12 protein-coding genes are annotated in these 16,550 nt (G+C 72.1%); 6 read left to right on the plus strand and 6 right to left on the minus strand.

The genetic code is table 11. The features are described 5' to 3' along the window. Positions 1-24: 24 nt before the first annotated feature. The 3 genes from EV186_RS19105 to EV186_RS19115 are packed head-to-tail and all read left to right on the plus strand — an operon-like array spanning position 25 to position 2,181. The gene (locus EV186_RS19105; RefSeq protein WP_133850681.1) at positions 25-618 is read left to right on the plus strand and encodes a winged helix-turn-helix domain-containing protein; all 594 of its coding nucleotides are present in this window, start codon (positions 25-27) and stop codon (positions 616-618) included. 1 nt (position 619) lies between these two features. Beyond that, complete coding sequence (locus EV186_RS19110) at positions 620-1,372, plus strand: SRPBCC family protein (RefSeq protein ID WP_133850682.1); 753 nt, start codon at positions 620-622, stop codon at positions 1,370-1,372. Then, on the plus strand, positions 1,369-2,181 hold the full coding sequence (locus tag EV186_RS19115) for an alpha/beta fold hydrolase (RefSeq protein ID WP_133850683.1): 813 nt from the start codon (positions 1,369-1,371) through the stop codon (positions 2,179-2,181). The genes EV186_RS19110 and EV186_RS19115 overlap by 4 nt, the downstream gene beginning before the upstream one ends. On the opposite strand, the gene EV186_RS40505 is transcribed toward EV186_RS19115, so the two are convergent. Both EV186_RS40505 and EV186_RS40510 read right to left on the minus strand, forming a co-directional pair. Further along, positions 2,166-2,468, minus strand: a complete 303-nt coding sequence (locus tag EV186_RS40505) for a trypsin-like serine protease (protein ID WP_208115681.1) — start codon at positions 2,466-2,468, stop codon at positions 2,166-2,168. The two genes, EV186_RS19115 and EV186_RS40505, sit on opposite strands and share 16 nt — an antisense overlap. After that, a complete protein-coding gene (locus EV186_RS40510; RefSeq protein WP_208115682.1) occupies positions 2,446-2,955 on the minus strand; it encodes a trypsin-like serine protease in 510 nt (169 codons plus the stop codon). The genes EV186_RS40505 and EV186_RS40510 overlap by 23 nt, the downstream gene beginning before the upstream one ends. Positions 2,956-3,305: 350 nt before the next feature. On the opposite strand from EV186_RS40510, the gene EV186_RS19125 reads away from it, so the two are divergent. The 3 genes from EV186_RS19125 (at position 3,306) to EV186_RS19135 (ending at position 8,401) form a co-directional block, all read left to right on the plus strand. Next, positions 3,306-5,468, plus strand: coding sequence for an MMPL family transporter (locus EV186_RS19125; RefSeq protein ID WP_208115683.1), 2,163 nt, complete (start codon positions 3,306-3,308; stop codon positions 5,466-5,468). Positions 5,469-5,643: 175 nt separating this feature from the next. Continuing rightward, on the plus strand, positions 5,644-6,315 hold the full coding sequence (locus EV186_RS19130; protein WP_166659232.1) for a helix-turn-helix transcriptional regulator: 672 nt from the start codon (positions 5,644-5,646) through the stop codon (positions 6,313-6,315). 121 nt (positions 6,316-6,436) lie between these two features. Continuing rightward, the gene (locus tag EV186_RS19135) at positions 6,437-8,401 is read left to right on the plus strand and encodes an AfsR/SARP family transcriptional regulator (protein ID WP_133850685.1); all 1,965 of its coding nucleotides are present in this window, start codon (positions 6,437-6,439) and stop codon (positions 8,399-8,401) included. Positions 8,402-8,931: 530 nt separating this feature from the next. On the opposite strand, the gene EV186_RS19140 is transcribed toward EV186_RS19135, so the two are convergent. The 4 genes from EV186_RS19140 to EV186_RS19155 all read right to left on the minus strand — a co-directional run bounded on the left by EV186_RS19140 (position 8,932) and on the right by EV186_RS19155 (position 16,550). Next, the gene (locus EV186_RS19140) at positions 8,932-13,533 is read right to left on the minus strand and encodes a LuxR C-terminal-related transcriptional regulator (RefSeq protein WP_133850686.1); all 4,602 of its coding nucleotides are present in this window, start codon (positions 13,531-13,533) and stop codon (positions 8,932-8,934) included. A gap of 241 nt (positions 13,534-13,774) precedes the next feature. Then, on the minus strand, positions 13,775-14,845 hold the full coding sequence (locus EV186_RS19145) for a cystathionine gamma-lyase (protein WP_133850687.1): 1,071 nt from the start codon (positions 14,843-14,845) through the stop codon (positions 13,775-13,777). Then, on the minus strand, positions 14,842-15,843 hold the full coding sequence (locus EV186_RS19150) for an NAD(P)H-dependent glycerol-3-phosphate dehydrogenase (RefSeq protein ID WP_208115684.1): 1,002 nt from the start codon (positions 15,841-15,843) through the stop codon (positions 14,842-14,844). The genes EV186_RS19145 and EV186_RS19150 overlap by 4 nt, the downstream gene beginning before the upstream one ends. Then, positions 15,843-16,550, minus strand: a complete 708-nt coding sequence (locus EV186_RS19155) for a lysophospholipid acyltransferase family protein (protein WP_133850689.1) — start codon at positions 16,548-16,550, stop codon at positions 15,843-15,845. The genes EV186_RS19150 and EV186_RS19155 overlap by 1 nt, the downstream gene beginning before the upstream one ends.

Genomic DNA, 16,550 nt, shown 5'->3' on the forward strand with positions numbered 1-16,550 from the left:
CCTGTCGGTGTCAGAGTTTGCGGCATGTTGGACGTCACGGTGATCGAGGACCCGGCCACGGCCGAGGTCTCGCTGGACCCCATCCGGTCCAGGCTGCTCGCGGAGCTGGCCGAGCCCGGCTCGGCGTCGTCGCTGGCCGCCCGCGTCGGCCTGCCGCGGCAGAAGGTCAACTACCACCTGCGGGCGCTCGAGGAGCACGGACTGGTCGAGCTGGTCGAGGAACGGCGCAAGGGCAACATGACCGAACGGGTCATGCAGGCCACCGCCGCCGCCTACGTCATCTCCCCCACCGCACTCGCCGCCGTCGCCCCCGACCCCGAGCGCTCCCCCGACCGGCTTTCCGCGCGCTGGCTGCTGGCCGTCGCGGCCCGGCTGGTGCGCGAGGTCGGCGCGTTGCTCGTCGGCGCGGACCGGGCGCGCAAGCGCCTCGCCACGTTCGCCCTCGACGGCGAGGTGCGGTTCGCCTCGGCCGCCGACCGCTCGGCGTTCGCCGCCGAACTCGGTGACGCGGTCGCGACGCTGGTGGCGAAGTACCACGACGAGAGCGCCGAAGGCGGCCGTGCGCACCGGGTGATCGTCGCCGTGCACCCGAGCGTGCCGCGCACTGAGGAGAACTGACATGGGGAAAGACTTCATCTTCGAGGAGACCCTCGAGGTATCCGCGTCGCCCGAACAGGTGTGGGAGGCGATCGCCACCGGGCCGGGCATCGACTCCTGGTTCATGGGCAAGAACTCGGTCGAGGGCAGCACCACCGTGCGCCAGGCGTTCGGCGAGTACGAGCCCGAGATGCCGGTCACCGCGTGGGACCCGCCGAACCGCCTGCGCTACGGCGTGCCCGCGGGACCCGACGGCCGCTTCGTCGCGTTCGAGTTCCTGGTGCAGGGCCGCGATACCGGCAGCACAGTGCTGCGCGTGGTCAACTCCGGGTTCCTGCCCGGCGACGACTGGGCCGAGGAGTTCGAGGCCATGACGCTGGGCGGCCAGCTGTTCTGGACCACGCTGACCACGTACCTGAACCACTTCGCCGGGCGGTTCGCCACCCCGATGACGATCTTCGGTCCCGCGGTCGACGACTGGCCGACGGCATGGGATTCCCTCGGCAAGGCCATGAACCTGACCGGCCGGCCGGCCTCCGGCGACCGGGTCAAGTTCGATGTGGACGGTGTCGGCTCCGTCGAGGGCGAGGTCTACCTGGCCAACAAGGCGGTCGTCGGGATTCGCACCGAGGACGCGTTCTACCGGTTCATGGAGGGCTTCCACGGCCCGCTGATCGCCTCGCACAGCTGCTTCGGCGAAGTCGACGCCGACGCCGCCCACCAGGCGTGGCTGACCTGGATGACCACCGCAGTCTCGAAGGGACAGACGTCATGACCACCGCCATCGCCACCCGGACCGTCGCCTCGGCCGACGGCACCAAGATCGCCTACCAGCAGGCCGGTTCCGGTCCCGCGCTGCTCGTCGTCGACGGCGCCCTGTGCTACCGGGCCTTCGGTCCCGCGGCCGCGCTGGCCAAGCAGTTGCAGGACCAGTTCACCGTCTACACCTACGACCGGCGCGGCCGCGGTGAGAGCGGCGACACGAAGCCGTACTCGGTCGACCGCGAGATCGAGGACATCGCGGCGCTGATCGAGGTCGCGGGCGGTTCGGTGAACGTGTTCGCCATGTCGTCGGGCGCGGCGTTGGCCCTGGAAGCGGCGAGCAGGCTCGACGGCATCGCGAAGCTCGCCATCTACGAGGCGCCGTTCATCGTCGACGACAGCCACCCGCCACGCGTGGGTTTCCAGGAGACGCTGGACGCCCTCATCGCCGAGGACGACCGGTCGGGCGCGCTCAAGTTCTTCATGAAGACCGTCGGCGCACCGTCCATCATGGTCACGATCATGTCGCTGACCCCGCCGTGGAAGAAGCTGAAGGCCGTGGCGCACACGTTGCCCCACGACGCCCGCGTCCTCGGCGACCGCGGCCTGGGCCACCCGTTGCCCGCGAACGCCTGGCCGGGCGCGAAGATGCCGGTGCTGGCGTTCGTCGGCGGCAAGAGCCCGAAGGTCATGCACAACGCGCAGCAGGCGATCGTCGACCAGTTGCCGGATGCCCGGCTGGTCGAGCTGCCCGGCCAGACGCACATGGTGAAGGCGCCGGTCGTGGCGCCCCACCTGGTCGAGTTCTATCGCGTCGTGTAGGCCCACAACAGGTTCGCGGGTGCGTCCGCGAAGTACATGGGGAACGGCCGGCATTCCTCGCCGGCCGTTTCGCCCGCGAAGCTGAACACCCCGACCAGCCCCAGCGGGCCGACGACCGGGCTGCCGCTGTCCAGGTAGCACGCGGTCGCCGCGCCCTGACCGCAGGCGACGGACGCCCGGTCCACAGTGGCCGGTGTGGCGGCCGCGCAGTCGTTGTCGGCCAGCGTGATGAGATCACCGCGGTTGAGCACGTCGTTGCGCCAGTCACCGGGATGACCTCCAGGCATCACCTGTCGTGCCGTGGGAGAACAGGGAAATCGCCGTCCCCGCCCGCGGCCGCCACGGCGCGATCGGCACCGGCGCGATCGCCACGGACCGGTCGAGGTGGATGACGGCGAGATCGTCCTTGGCGCTGGACCAGTTCACGTTGTCCGGATCCACCGGCGACGGCAGGATCTCGTAGCCCGGCAGCACGGAAACCGCGCGGATCCCACGCACCACACCGGGATCACCGGACAGCACCCGAGCATTGAGGTGCACCTCGAAGATCGCCGGGTCGACGCCGTCCAGGCAGTGGGCCGCGGTCAGCACCCGGTCCGGGGTGATCAACGCGCCACCACAGCCGGCCCGCTGCAGGAGCGGCTGGTCGCCCTTGAGCGCCAGCGTCGCCACCCAGGGAACATCGTTGCGAACCGGCGTCCCACCCGACATCGCCTGTGCGGAGCCGGTCAGCACCAGGAGCCCGGCCACCACCAACAAGATCACTTTTCGCACGAGCGGCGACGCTAGTGCGCGGCGCGCCCCGGCGACATCGGGGAGATCCCCTGATCCTTGCCGGGCCCAGGGAAGCGAGCCGCAAGTTGCCCGTTGAGCAAACATCCCACGTTTAGGAAATGTCCGAAGTATTTGCCGTTGTCACTTAACGAAGCGTGATCAATCGATTTCTAATTGTACGAACAGCGACCCTCGTTACGGGGCAGTGGCCCAGGTCACGTGGGCTTCCGGGACCAACCCTGAGAGCGACCCTGATATTTCCCGGAGATCTCTCAGTCTGTAAACCATCGCTGAGAGGGAGCCAGTAGTCTTGCGCCGAGACTTTTTCAGGGGAGGAAAGGCCTACCACCATGAAGACACTGATGGACGGTGTCGGCCGACTGGCGAGAATACCGAGCGGACGCGTCGGCAAGTGGGTCGTCGTCGCGCTGTGGATCGTTGCCGTCGCCGCACTCGCACCACTCGGGGGCAAGCTGAGCTCGGTCGAGGACAACCAGGCGTCGGCCTGGCTGCCCGGCGACGCGGAGTCCACAAAGGCCATGGACGTCACCAAGAACTTCCAGGCCAACGACGAGGTTCCCACGATCCTCATCTACGAGAAGCCTTCCGGCTTCACCGCCGAGGAACTCGCCACGCTCGGCGACCAGGTCAAGCGGCTCCCGACCGTGCCCGGCGTGCTGCCGCAGGTGCTCGGCCCGCAGCCGTCGGCGGAGAAGCCCGCGCAGGCCGCCCAGGTCATGCTCACGCTGAAGCTGGGCGGCGACGGGGGCGGCGGCTGGGACAAGCTGCCCGACACCATCAAGCAGATCAAGGACATCGCCGCGCCACCACCGACCATGGCCGGCGCGACCATGCACGTCACCGGGCCCGGCGGCAACGCCGCCGACCAGGCCGAGGCGTTCAGCGGCATCGACGGCACGCTGCTCTTCGCCGCGGTCGGCGTGGTCGTGGTGATGCTGCTGCTCACCTACCGCAGCCCGATCCTGTGGTTGCTCCCGGTGCTCACCGCCGGCTTCGCGTTGTTCGCCGCGCAGGGCGTGATCTACCTGTTCGCCAAGTACGCGGGCCTGTCGGTCAACGGCCAGAGCGCGGGCATCCTGACCGTGCTGGTCTTCGGCGCGGGTACCGACTACGCGTTGCTCCTGGTGGCCCGATATCGGGAAGAGCTGCGCAGGCACAAGGACCGGCACGAGGCCATGGCGTTCGCGCTGCACCGCGCGGGCCCGGCCATCTGGGCCAGTGCGGCGACGGTCATGGCCGGCATGCTCTGCCTGATCTTCGCGGCGCTGAACTCGACCGCGGGCCTGGGCCCGGTCGCGGCGATCGGCATCGGCGTCGCCCTGCTCGCGATGGTGACCCTGCTGCCCGCGTTGCTGGCGATCTGCGGCCGGTGGCTGTTCTGGCCGGTGCGCCCGAGCTACGGCTCGGACGACCACACCAAGGACGGCTTCTGGGCGAAGATCGGCCGTGGCATCGCCAAGCGGCCGCGGATCACCTGGGCGGTGGCCGCCGTCGTGCTCGGCGTGATCGCGCTGAACACCTTGAACCTCAAGGCCGACGGGCTGACCAACGCGGGCAACTACACCACCCGCACGGACGCGGTCATCGGCGAGGAGATCGCGGCCAGGCACTTCCCCGGCGGCGGCAACGGCCAGCCCATGCAGGTCGTCACAAACGTGGCGCAGGCCGACCAGGTCCGCGACGCGGTGGCCAGGACGCCGGGCATCGTGCCGCAGTCGGTCAAGGTGTCCCCGCCGAAGGGCGGCGTGGTCATGGTCCAGGGCACGCCCTCGGCGCAGCCCGACAGCCCCGCGGCGGCCCAGACGCTGCTCGCCCTGCGCGACGCGGTGCACCAGGTGCCGGGCGCCGACGCCAAGGTCGGCGGCATGACCGCCGTGCAGTACGACGTCGGGCAGGCCAACGACCACGACCGGGACCTGATCATCCCGATCGTGCTGGTGCTGGTGTTCCTGATCCTCGCCGCGTTGCTCCGGGCCCTGGTGGCACCGCTGTTGCTGATCGGGACCGTGGTGCTGTCGTTCTTCACCGCGATGGGGATCAGTTCCTTCTTCTTCGACAACGTGTTCGGGTTCGAAGGAGCCGACCAGTCGTTCCCGCTGTTCGTGTTCGTGTTCCTGGTCGCACTGGGCATCGACTACAACATCTTCCTGATGACCCGCGTGCGGGAGGAAGCACTGCAGTTCGGCACCCGGCGCGGCGCCCTGACCGGGCTCGCGGCCACCGGCGGCGTGATCACCTCGGCCGGCCTGGTGCTGGCGGGCACGTTCGCGGTGCTGGCCACGCTGCCGCTGGTGGCGTTCGCGGAGATCGGGTTCGCGGTGGCGGTCGGCGTGCTGATCGACACGATCATCATCCGCGCCGTGCTGGTGACGGCGTTGACGCTGGATGTCGGCCGCTTCATGTGGTGGCCCGGCAAGCTCTTCCACAAGCGTGACGAGCCGGAGACCGAGTCCAGCGACCGGCCGGAATCGGAGGCGCTCGCCGTGCGCTGACGCGCGTATCCGACGCACGAGGGCCGTGGATCCGGAAGGGTCCGCGGCCCTCGTCATTCCCTGTCGAAAAGCCGCCGACAAGTGTTTGCCAAGTACGCCGACCGATGATGTGGCCAGCAAACATGGCGACGACGGGAGATTCGGGACCGTGCAGACCAGCGTTGCGGAGAGGCCCGTGGACAGCGTCAAGGCTGTCGACATCGCTGCTGTCGCCGACGGCCGGGTGCGGGTCGCGATCATCTCGGGCGACCCGCTGACCGCCGACGGCGTCGCGGCCCACCTGCGGGGCAGGCACGAGGTGCGCCTGCTGCCCCACGGCAAGCACCAGAGCGCGGACATCGTGCTGGTGCTGGCGACCGAGATCACCGAGGAGACCCTCGGCTGGATGCAGACCGTGCACGAGCAGAGCACCAACTCTTCGATGCGCATCGTCCTGGTCGCCACGAGCCTGCGCGAGCAGCACCTGACCCGGGCGATCAGCTACGGGCTGGCCAGCGTGCTGCCCCGGCAGGAAACCGGCTACGACAAGATCGTCCGCGCGGTCGTGGACACCCACCACGGCCGCCCGCACATGCCCGAGCGGGTGGTCGGCTGGCTGGTGGAGCAGAACCGGACCGTGCAACGCGACGTGCTCGCCCCGCGCGGGCTGACCGCGGCGGGCCTGGAGACCCGCGAGGTCGACGTGCTGAAACTGCTCGCCGACGGCATGGACACCGGCGAGATCGCCGCGACCCTCAACTACTCCGAGCGCACGATCAAGAACGTGTTGCACGGCCTGATGTCCCGACTGGACCTGCGAAACCGCTCACACGCGGTCGCTTACGCGCTCCGTACGGGCGCACTATGAACGGGCGGTGAACGGGGCTCGACTGGTTTGCCGGAAACCCACCGAAGGTAGGGCGCGCCAAACCCCTACATGTTGGGTTCTGGCCCGGTGAAGGCTGCCCCGCGCTGCTAAACCCTCAGTCATGACGGTCTTGAGCACGGGGACAGACATACCGGCGTTCACGCTGCTCGGGCCGGTCGAGGCGACCTTGCACGGGATGCCCGTACCGCTCGGCCCACCGCAGCGCAGAGCCGTTCTCGTGCCCTTGCTGCTCGGTGCCGGCCGCGTGTGCAGCACGGACCACATCATCGACGCGGTCTGGGGTGCCGCGCCGCCGGGCAAGGCCTACAACGCCGTCCAGGCGCACATCTCGGTGCTGCGCCGGATGCTGGAGCCCGAGCGCGCTCCCCGTGAGCCGAGCCGGGTGATCCAGTCGATCGGCCGGGGTTACGTGATCGGCCCGCGGGAGTTCTCCGCCGACGCGTTCCAGTTCCGCCAGCAGGTCGGCGAGGCGGCCACCGCACGGGCGCAGGGTGACGTGACGCAGGCGGCCAAGGTGTTGCGCGAGGCGCTCGACCTCTGGCACGGACCGGCGTTGCTGGACGTGCCCGGTCCGTTCGCCCAAGCCCACCGCGAGCGCCTGGCCGAGGAGCGGCTCGCCGCGTACGAGGAGCTCGTCGACCTCGAGCTGGCCGCCGCCAAAGGCCCGCTCGACCACGACCTGACCGAGCTGCTGCGCGAACACCCGCACCGGGAACGCTTGCACGGCTTGCACATGCGGCTGCTGCACCACAACGGCCGCCGCCCGGACGCGCTGGCCGCCTACGCCGCGGCCCGCAAGCGCCTGGCCGAGGACCTCGGGCTCGACCCGGGCCCGGAGCTGCAGGCGCTGCACCGCGCGATCCTCGCCGACGACCACCCGCCGCCGCGGACGGAGGCGATCGTGGTCAGCTCGGCCACGGCCTCGCCGACAGCGCGGACCGAGCCGGGCCGCCTGCCGCAGGCGCCGGTCATGGTCGGCCGCACCAGCGAGCTGTCCGCGCTCGCCACTTTGCTGCGCGACCGGGCGAACTGCCCGCGTGTCCTCGTCGTGCACGGGATCCCGGGGGTCGGGACGACAGCGCTCGCGCTGTCGGCCGCAGCACAGTTCCCCGGCGCGCGATACCTGCTCAGCTCCTCGTCGGACGGCGCCGAGCGCGCCGCCGTGCTGGGCCGGATCGCCGCCGGGGACCGGTCGCTGCTTGTCCTGGACGGCGCGGTGGACCCGCGCCAGGCCGAGCTGGGTCTGCCCACCGACGGGCGGTGCACACTGCTCATCACCGGCAACAACCGGATGCGGGCGCTGCCGTTCGTCACGCGGGTCGAGCTGCGGCCGCTGGACGTGGCGGGTTCGCGTGCGTTGCTGCGGGCGGCCATCGGCGACGACCGGGCCGACAGCGCGCCCGCCGCGTTCGAGTGGCTGGCCGAGCACTGCGGTGGGCTGCCGAAGGTGCTGCAGGCCGTCGCCGACTACCTGACGAGCCGGCCGGAGTGGGACCTCGGGGAGTACGTCGACAACCTGATCGCGATGCAGACCGACGACTACGCCTTCGTCAACGCGCGCATCCGGCCGTTCTTCGAGGCGGCGTACAGCAGGCTGCCCGACCGGGCCGCGCACGTGTTGCGCACCGCGGCCCTGCACCCGCTGGGCACGTTCTCGATGCACGGCGTGGCGGCGATGTTGCGCAGGCCGGTGCAGTACGTGGAACTTGTGCTGGACGAACTGGTGGACCACAACCTGCTCGACGGCGTGGCACCGGGGCGCTACCGGTACCACCCGCTGGTGCGGCAGTTCGCGCTCGGGCGCAGCGTCGCGGTCGACCCGGTCGAGCAGCAGGCCCAGACCCGCCACCGCCTGGCGCAGTACTTCCTGGCGCGGCTGCGGGCGGCGGTGTCCGGCAAGGGCACCCGCGGCCCGGAGTACAGCCGGACGTGGGTCAGCGAGCACCGCACGCAACTCGAGCGGCTGCTGGCGCGGTTGCCGCAGGACAGCAACCTGGTCCGGGAGTCGTGCGCGTTGCTGGCGTGGCTGCAAAGCCCCTCGGCCCCGGTGGGCCGCCCCGCCTAACTGGTGTGTCCCACACTCGAGTCGGGCGTGTCCCCTGTTCCGGCAGGGTGTGTCCCCCGTTCAGCGCGGGTGTGTCCCCCGTTCCAGCAGGGCGTGTCCCCCGTTCCAGCAGGGCGTGTCCCCCGCTCCGGCAGGGTGTGTCCCACGTTCGCGCCGGGCGTGCCCCGCACTCATGCCGGGCGCGCCCCACGTCCGGCGCCACCAAGACCAGCCCAGCGCAGCCAGGCCGCAGCCAATCGCGGCTCGTGGGTTCGGTTTTACACGGGGCACGACGGCCCTAAACTCGCGCGGTGCGGGCGCCTCACCTCCTGCCCGTTTTAGCGCCCGCGAGGGCCGTCGTGGGGGTCCCCGTGTCAAACCGAACCCACCCCACACGAGCCCAACGGGGCACACACCCGGCCTCAACGGGGGACACACCCGCTCCGAGCAGGGGACACACCCTGCCGGAGCGGGGGACACACCCGACCGGAGTGGGGGACACGCCCGGCCGGAACGGGGGACACACCGGGTCAGAGGGGGGGACACGCGGGTTAAGCGCCGTATTCGCGGACCAGTTCCACGCGGGAGCGTAGGCCGGTGCGGCGGTACATGCGGGTGAGCCTTGCCTCGATGGCTTTCTCGGTGACGTGCAGGGCGGCGGCGGCTTCGGTGTTGGTGGCGCCGGCGGCGATGAGGTCGATCAGCTCCCGGTCGCGGGCGGTCAGGGCGTCTTCGCGCGGCTGGCGCGCGGCCACCCGCCGCCGGCGCACGTTGTGCTGGTAGAAGTCCTGATAGGACATCGCGGTGCCACGCTCCTTGTTGGCCCGCAACACCGCCAGCAGCACCTGGCCGTGCGCGACGTAGTAGCCGTTGCCGACCTCCTCGGCCAGCCGCACCGCACGCTGCGCCGCCTGCTCGTCCGCGGTGAGCGCGGCGTGGCTCAACGACGACGACAACATCGCTTGCGGGGTACCGATCACCGTCGCAAGCCGGGCCAGGGTGCGGTCTGTTGCCTCGGCCCCGGCTCGATCGCCCGCCGCGCTCAACGCGTGGCTCAGCCGGCCCAGCACCAGTTCCCGGCCGGGCAGGTAACCCAGGCGCGCGCACGTGCGGTCGGCCTCGGTCAACCGTGCCACGGCCTCGTCGTTGCGGCCCTCGGCCAGTTCCATGCCCGCCGCGGCCCACGCGACCAGGTAACCGAAGACCCGCTCGCCGGTGGCGTCCTGGAGCCGGGCGCGGGCCTGGGCCAGCTCGCCGCGTTGCACGAGCGCCTCGGCGGCGAGGGCGGCCAGCACCTCGTCGATGTACCCGGCTTCGTTGTCCGCCTTGGCGTTCTCGTCGGCGAGGACGACCACCTGCGTGTGGTTGCCCGCCATGAGCGCCTCGATCGCCGCGGAGAGCCGGGTGAACGAAGGCGGCGGCGTGCGGCGTGCGGCGGGGGCGGCGTTCGACCGCGGGAGGATCGACAGCTCCGCGGTGTAGAGGTCGCCCCAGGCCAGCGCCTGCCGGGCGGCCACCAGTCGTTCGGTGGGCATCGTGCTGGTGTCGCCCGCGCCGATCGCCGCGAGCAACCGCACGCCCGCCGACAACGCGCCTTGTTCCTTCTCGGTGCGCGGTGCGAGCGACGACAACGTCTCCAATGCGTCGTCGAAACGCTGTTGCAGCAACAGGATCCGGGAGTGCTGCAGTCCTTCCGGGACGGACGGACCCGCGGTCAGGTCGAAGGCCCGGTCGTGCTGGCCGAGCCGGATCATCGAGTTGATCAGCACGGTGCGCATGGCGCGGCGGGGCGCCTCGTCGTCGGCCGGCAGCAGGGTGAGCGCGCGCCGCGCCGACGTGGCCGCCTCGGCGTAGCGCGACATCGCGTAGGACGCCTCGGCATGGGTGGTGCGCGCGCGAACGTCTTCTGTGGACTCCAGCACCGCGGCCGACCAGTCGGCGGCCGCCTCGGGGTCGCCGGGCAGCACGAGCTCGGCGATCTCGGCGAGTTCGGCCTGCCCGGCGTGCAGCTTGCCGTCGACGCGGGCGCCGAGCAGGTAGCCCGCTAGCCGCCGGTCCTCGATCGCGATGCCGTCGAGCCGGTCGGCGAGCAGGCGGTCGGCGAGCAGGCGGTGCATAGCAGCTGCGTCCACGGCGGCGTCCATGCCCGCGGCGGCTGCCTCCGCACGCAACGGGATGTCGATGAACAGACCGCCGTCCGCGGTGGTCGAGACGGCCGCGGCGACGGCCGGCAAGTCCGCTTCGGACAGTCCGAGCGGGACGGCCAAGGCCCGGCACTCGGCCATCCGGATGCCCGGCACGGCGGCGATCACGGCGAGCCAGCCGGGTCCGTCAGCAGGCAGCGTGGTGCGCAGCCGCTCGTCGTCGGCCGCGCGCACGACCCGCAGCAACCTGGCCACAGTGGACGGATCGCCCGCGGTCCGGCGGTGCACCTCGGCCACGGTCTCCTCGGCGAACCGGCGGCCGAACCGGCGCGACAGCACGACGCCGACCTGTTCCTCGGTCAGCGGTGGCGGCACGACCGTGCGCAACTCCTCGTCGGTGCCCTCCCACACGCTGCGCAGCAACGCCGCGACGGTGGCCGGGTGACCGGCGGTCCTGCGGTGCACCTCGGCGACCGTTTCCTCGGCGTAGCGGCGGCCGAAGCGCTGGTCGAGCGCGTCCGCGACCTGCTCGGTGGTCAACGGCTGCAACCGGACCGGTCGCGCCTGTTCCACTGTGGACCGGACCCCGGCCAGCACCAGCGACCAGCCGCCGCCCGCCCGGTCGGCGAGCAACGTGAGCAGGGCCGTGCCGTCCTCGTCGGCGAGGTCGGCGTCGTCGACGAGCAGGGTCAGCGGCGCGCGGCGGGCGGCGTGGGACAGCGCGTCGAGCAGGGCGTCGGCCACGGCGATCGGCGCAGGCCGCGCCGATGCCGATCGCGAGTGGGCCACGGCGGCCGCACGACCCAGCACCAAGGCTGGGATGTCGGCGGACTTGCTCGCCGCGAGGGCGCTCACCAACCCGGCCGCGAGCGGCGTCCGGCCTGCGTGGACGAGCAGTCCACCGCGTTCGGCGAGACCGCGCAGCACCGTGCTGCGGCCACTGCCGGGCGCGCCGAGCAGGGCGACCACCGGCACGCCACCGGCCAGCACTTCGTCCACTGTGGCCGGTGCGGGCGCGGCGACGGAGGTGAGTTCCGCGCGCCGGACGCCGAGCTGGGTGCGGTGGCGGCTGCCGGTGTCGGCGAGCAGCCAGCTGACCCGGCGCTTGACGAACGCCTCGGTGCGCTCGACGACCGTGGCGATCGACGCGTTGGACAGGCCCGCCGCGATGAGGTCGCCGATCAGCTCGGCCACCCGGTCGCGATCCGGCGCACCGCCCGCGCGCAGTTCCCACAGCGTCGCGCCCAGTTGCGCGAACCCGGCCTGTGCCGCGGCCACCACGTCCTCGTCACCGGTGACCCGGCCGACGGCGAGCCTGGTGCGGGCCAGTTCGAAGGGCAGCTGGAGTTCTTCGGCGAGGGCGAGCGCGGCGTCGAGGTCGGCCGGGCCGGCCGCGCCGACCTCGATGGCCGAGCGCAGGGCGATCAGCCGGGTGAAGCCGGACGGGTCGCGTTCGGCGTCGGCGGTCAGCTCGTCGAGCATGGCCTTGGCGCGCACGGTCATGCCCGCGCGCCGCATGCACGTGACGAGGCGGCCGAGCACCAACTCGCGGTGCCTGCGCCAGCCGGTCTCACGCATCCAGGCCAGCGTGGCGGAAAGCCGGTGCGCGCCTTCCTGCGGACGGCCGAGCAGCGCGTCCAGCCCGGCGGCCGCCCACGTGCTGAGCACGCGCATGCCCGGCTGGTCGGGCGGGACGGCGACGTCCTCCAGCCAGCTGCGCGCGACCGTCGGCTTTCCCATGGACAGCAACACTTCCGCGGCGATCGCCGCGGATTCCTCCGCGGTGCACAACGCGTGCGCGCCGCGGTTGGTCAGCCGGTCGCGGGTCGCGATGGCGAGCGCGTCGTCCCACCGGCCGCCGAGCCACGCGGCCAGCGCGGGCCGGCCTTCGGCCAGGAAGTGGCCGCCGGGCCACGCGGGCTGGTCGCCGTGATCGGCGGACCGGTCGGCGGCCATGTCGTCGGCGGGATCGCCACCGGAGCCCGCCAGCGTCAGCAGTTCGCTGCGCAGCCAACGGGAACCCTCCGGCTCCACGGCGGGCAGGCGTTCCACATCGGACAGTGCGGCGTCCAGGCCGGCGGTGAGCAGAGTCGCGCGGGTGCGCAGCGGGACGGTCGGCGCGCCGATCTGGCGGGCGGGCAGCTTGGCGATCGCGGTCCAGTCGCCCACCGAGGCCCAGTGGCGTGCGGCTTTGGCGGTCAGCGCCCGTTCCTCGGCGATCGGGTGGCCGGGGCGGGCGAAGCCGTGCAGCTGCGCGGCGAGCCGGTCGGTGAGGCGGCCGTCGAGCGGCAGTTCGCTGAGCGCGTGACCGGCCCGCAGCGCGCAGCCGGTGAGCGTGTCGGTGCCCGCTCCCAGCTCGGCGTGCTGCATGTCGGCCCGCAGCCACGCGGGCACGGCGGCGGCCAGCCCAGCGAGCACCGCGGGCGGCTGGTCGTGTTCGGCGTCGGCCGCGCCGAGCACCAGCGGGTGTTCCGGGGGCAGGGCGAGGACGTGGCCGGGGTCGAAGACGGCGACGTCGCCGATGACCCGGACCGCGCCCGCGCGTTGCGCGGCGGCGAGCACGGCCTGCACCACGCCGGGCAGGCCGCCGGTCGCCTCGTGCAACGCGCGCGCGGCCTCGCGGCCCATCGGCAAGGTGAGGATCTCGGCGGCGAGTTCGGCGGTCGCCGCGAGGTCCAGCGGGTCGAGGGTGAGACCGGTCCCGCGCCCTTCCACGACCGTGCACACGGCAGGGGCGCCGCGACGAGCCAGCACGTCGGTCGCGGCGGCGTCGAGCAGGTGGGCGTCGTCGACGATGAGGGGCCGGTCGGCGGCGCGGACGAGCTCACGCGCGGTCCAGCCGGGAATGCCGCGACCCGGCGCGGCCCGCACGACGACGGCACCGGGCACGCGTTCGGCCAGCCGCGCCACCACCCACGACCGGCCCGCACCGCGTCGACCAGCCAGAACCGCGCCATCGGCGGTCAACGCGGCCACCAGCCGGTCGAGCACCTCCTGGCGGTTGGTCATCCGGTCCCCTGCGGTATGTGGAGCTGTGGATGGCTTGCGGTCACCAAGCGGACGACAAGCGCCCTTACTCAACGCGCGACGGCGCGCGCGGTTACCCCCGAAGCGATCATGGCCTGCGGTCCGTTCGAGCGGTGATGGCTGTTCAACCCACTTGCCGGACAAACCGGCCAAGTGACCCGGCCGTGATTACGCGCCGGAACCGCGGGCGGTTCAGGCGCGCAAGAAGAAAAGGAGTGGCGGCCTAGGTCAACGCGGTCAGCAGGTCGGCGACCAGGTCGGCCGGATCCTCGACGCCGCACGACAACCGCACCAACCCGTCGGGCACCGGGTCGCCCCACTGGGCGCGGCGGTCCGCCGTCGTGTGCAGGCCGCCGAAGCTGGTGGCCGGGGCGATCAGGCGGCTGCGCGCCACCATCGAGGCCACCGCTTCCTCGCTCACCAGCTCGAACGTGATCACACCGTTGAACCGCCGCATCTGGCGGCTCGCGATCTCGTGGGCCGGGTCGGACGACGCGCCGGGCCAGCGCAGGCCGGTCACCGCCGGGTGGTCGCGGAGGGCTTCGTGGACGGTGGCGGCGTTCGCCGCCTGCCGGGCCAGGCGCAGGTCGAGGGTGCCGAGCCCGCGGTGGGCCAGCCACGCCTCGAACGGCCCCGGCACCGCACCGCCCACGGTCCGCTCGTCACGCAGGCGCGCGGCCAGCTCGGCCGACGCCGTCGACACGTGGCCGAGCACCACGTCGCTGTGCCCCGCCAGTGCCTTGGTGTCGCTTGCCACCACCAGGTCCGCGCCCAGCGCCAACGGCTGCTGGCCCAGCGGCGTCGCCGTGGTGTTGTCGACCGCCACCAACGCCCCGGCCGCGTGGGCCAGCGCGGTGATCGCGGCGATGTCGCACACGTCGAGGCCGGGGTTCGAGGGGGTCTCCAGCAGGACCAGCCGGGCGCCTTCGACATCCGCGGCGGTCCACGGGCCGGCGGTCGGACGCGACCGGACGGCCAAGCCGGGCACCTCACCCGCGTGGCGGCGCGCCAGGTAGTAGCCGTCGGACGGGACGACCACCGTGTCGCCGGGCGCGGTCAGCACCCGCAGCGTCGTCGCGATCGCCGCCATGCCGGAGGCGAAGAGCACGCACTCGCCACCGTCGAGCGAACCGATGGCCGCTTCCAGCTCACGCCACGCGGGGTTGCCAGCCCGGCCGTAGAAGTCGGCGCCGCCGAGGTGGAACGCGGACGCGAGCACTGGTTGCGGGGCGATCGGGTCGCCCGTGGCCACGTCACGGCCGGCGTGCACGACCTTGGTGCCGTCGCCGGTCATCGTTCCGGCTTGGTCTTGCGGCCGATCAGGTCGGCGCCGAGCTCACGCGGGTCGCCGCCGTCGTGGCAGATGCGGTGCACGACCTCGGTGATCGGCATCTCGACGCCGTGGCGCACGGCGAGGTCGCGGATCGACGAGCACGACTTCACGCCCTCGGCGACCTGCCCGTGCGCGGCCTCCTGGGCCTCGGCGATCGACTTGCCCTTGCCCAGCAGCTCACCGAAGGTCCGGTTGCGCGACAGCGACGACGAGCACGTCGCCACCAGGTCGCCCAGCCCGGCGAGCCCGGAGAACGTCAACGGGTGCGCGCCCAGCTGGGCCCCGAGCCGGGTGGTCTCGGCCAGGCCGCGGGTGATCAGGGTGGCGACCGTGTTCGCGCCGAGGCCCATGCCGACGGCGATCCCGCACGACAGGGCGATGACGTTCTTGCACGCGCCACCGAGCTCGCAGCCGACCAGGTCGGTGTTGGTGTACGGGCGGAAGTAGCCGGTGGTCGAGGCGTGCTGCAGCTCGACGGCCCGCTCGTGGTCGGTGCACGCGATGACCGTCGCGGTCGGCTGGCGGTCGGCGATCTCGCGGGCCAGGTTGGGCCCGGAGACCACCGCCACCTGGTGCTCCGGCACCCCGGCGACCTCGGTGATCACCTCGCTCATCCGCTTGAGCGTGTGCAGTTCCACGCCCTTGGCCAGGCTGACCAGGGTGACCCCGGCAGGCAGCAGCGGCGCCCACTTGGCGAGGTTCTCCCGCAGGTGCTGGCTCGGCACGGCCAGCACGACCGCCTCGGCGTCGGCCAGGGCCGCCGATGCGTCCGAAGTGGACGTCAGGTTGTCCGGCAACCGCACGTCGGGCAGCCGGTCCGGGTTGACGTGCTCGCGGCCGATCGTCTCGGCGAGCTCCGGCTTGCGCGCCCACAGCACCACGTCGCGACCGGCGTCGGCGAGCACCTTGGCGTAGGTGGTGCCCCAGGCCCCGGCGCCGAGCACCGCGATCCGCTGCATCAGCCGGTCCGCTTCGGCTTGTAGAACTCGGTCGGCGCCGCCTCGCCGCGCGCCTCGGCGACCAGGTCGCGGATGCGGATCATGATCTCGTGGGTCATCTCGCGCAGCAGCTGCGTGGTGATCTCCTTGCCCTGGAAGCGGGCGAGGTCGACCGGCTCACCGACGATGATGGTGACCTTCTTGCGCGGGAACGGCCTGAACTTCTTCGTGTAGCCGTTGAGGATGTCCTGGGTGCCCCAGCGCGCCACCGGGATCACCGGCGCGCCGGTCTCCAGCGCGAGGCGGGCCGCGCCGGTGCGCCCGGTCATCGGCCAGCCCGTCGGGTCCTTGGTGATCGTGCCCTCGGGGTAGATCACCACGAACTTGCCCTCGTCCACCGCGGCGATCGCGTCGCGCAGGCTGGCCTTGGCGTCGGTGGTGCCCCGGTAGACCGGGATGCCGCCGCAGCCCTTGAGCAGCGCGCCGAAGAGCGGCACCTTGAACAGCGAGTCCTTGGCCATGAAGCGCGGCACCCGCTTGTTGCGGTGCACGAACACCCCGTCGATCGGTGGATCCAGGTGCGACACGTGGTTCATCGCGAAGATCACGCCGCCCTCGGCGGGGATGTGTTCCATGCCCTTCTCGCTGCGCTTGCCCAGCGCGGAGATCGGGTAGAACAACACGGCGCCCAGCCGGATCCAGAAATCGCTCTTCTCGCGCTTCGCCAC

Origin of the sequence: Labedaea rhizosphaerae (genome assembly GCF_004362825.1) — a bacterium.
GTDB classification, from domain to species: Bacteria; Actinomycetota; Actinomycetes; order Mycobacteriales; family Pseudonocardiaceae; genus Labedaea; species Labedaea rhizosphaerae.

Coding starts and splice junctions, on each gene's coding strand:
- EV186_RS19105 (WP_133850681.1), top strand. CDS start 25: ATGTTGGACGTCACGGTGATCGAGGACCCGGCCACGGCCGAGGTCTCG.
- EV186_RS19110 (WP_133850682.1), top strand. CDS start 620: ATGGGGAAAGACTTCATCTTCGAGGAGACCCTCGAGGTATCCGCGTCG.
- EV186_RS19115 (WP_133850683.1), top strand. CDS start 1,369: ATGACCACCGCCATCGCCACCCGGACCGTCGCCTCGGCCGACGGCACC.
- EV186_RS40505 (WP_208115681.1), bottom strand. CDS start 2,468: ATGCCTGGAGGTCATCCCGGTGACTGGCGCAACGACGTGCTCAACCGC.
- EV186_RS19125 (WP_208115683.1), top strand. CDS start 3,306: ATGAAGACACTGATGGACGGTGTCGGCCGACTGGCGAGAATACCGAGC.
- EV186_RS19135 (WP_133850685.1), top strand. CDS start 6,437: ATGACGGTCTTGAGCACGGGGACAGACATACCGGCGTTCACGCTGCTC.
- EV186_RS19140 (WP_133850686.1), bottom strand. CDS start 13,533: ATGACCAACCGCCAGGAGGTGCTCGACCGGCTGGTGGCCGCGTTGACC.
- EV186_RS19145 (WP_133850687.1), bottom strand. CDS start 14,845: ATGACCGGCGACGGCACCAAGGTCGTGCACGCCGGCCGTGACGTGGCC.
- EV186_RS19150 (WP_208115684.1), bottom strand. CDS start 15,843: ATGCAGCGGATCGCGGTGCTCGGCGCCGGGGCCTGGGGCACCACCTAC.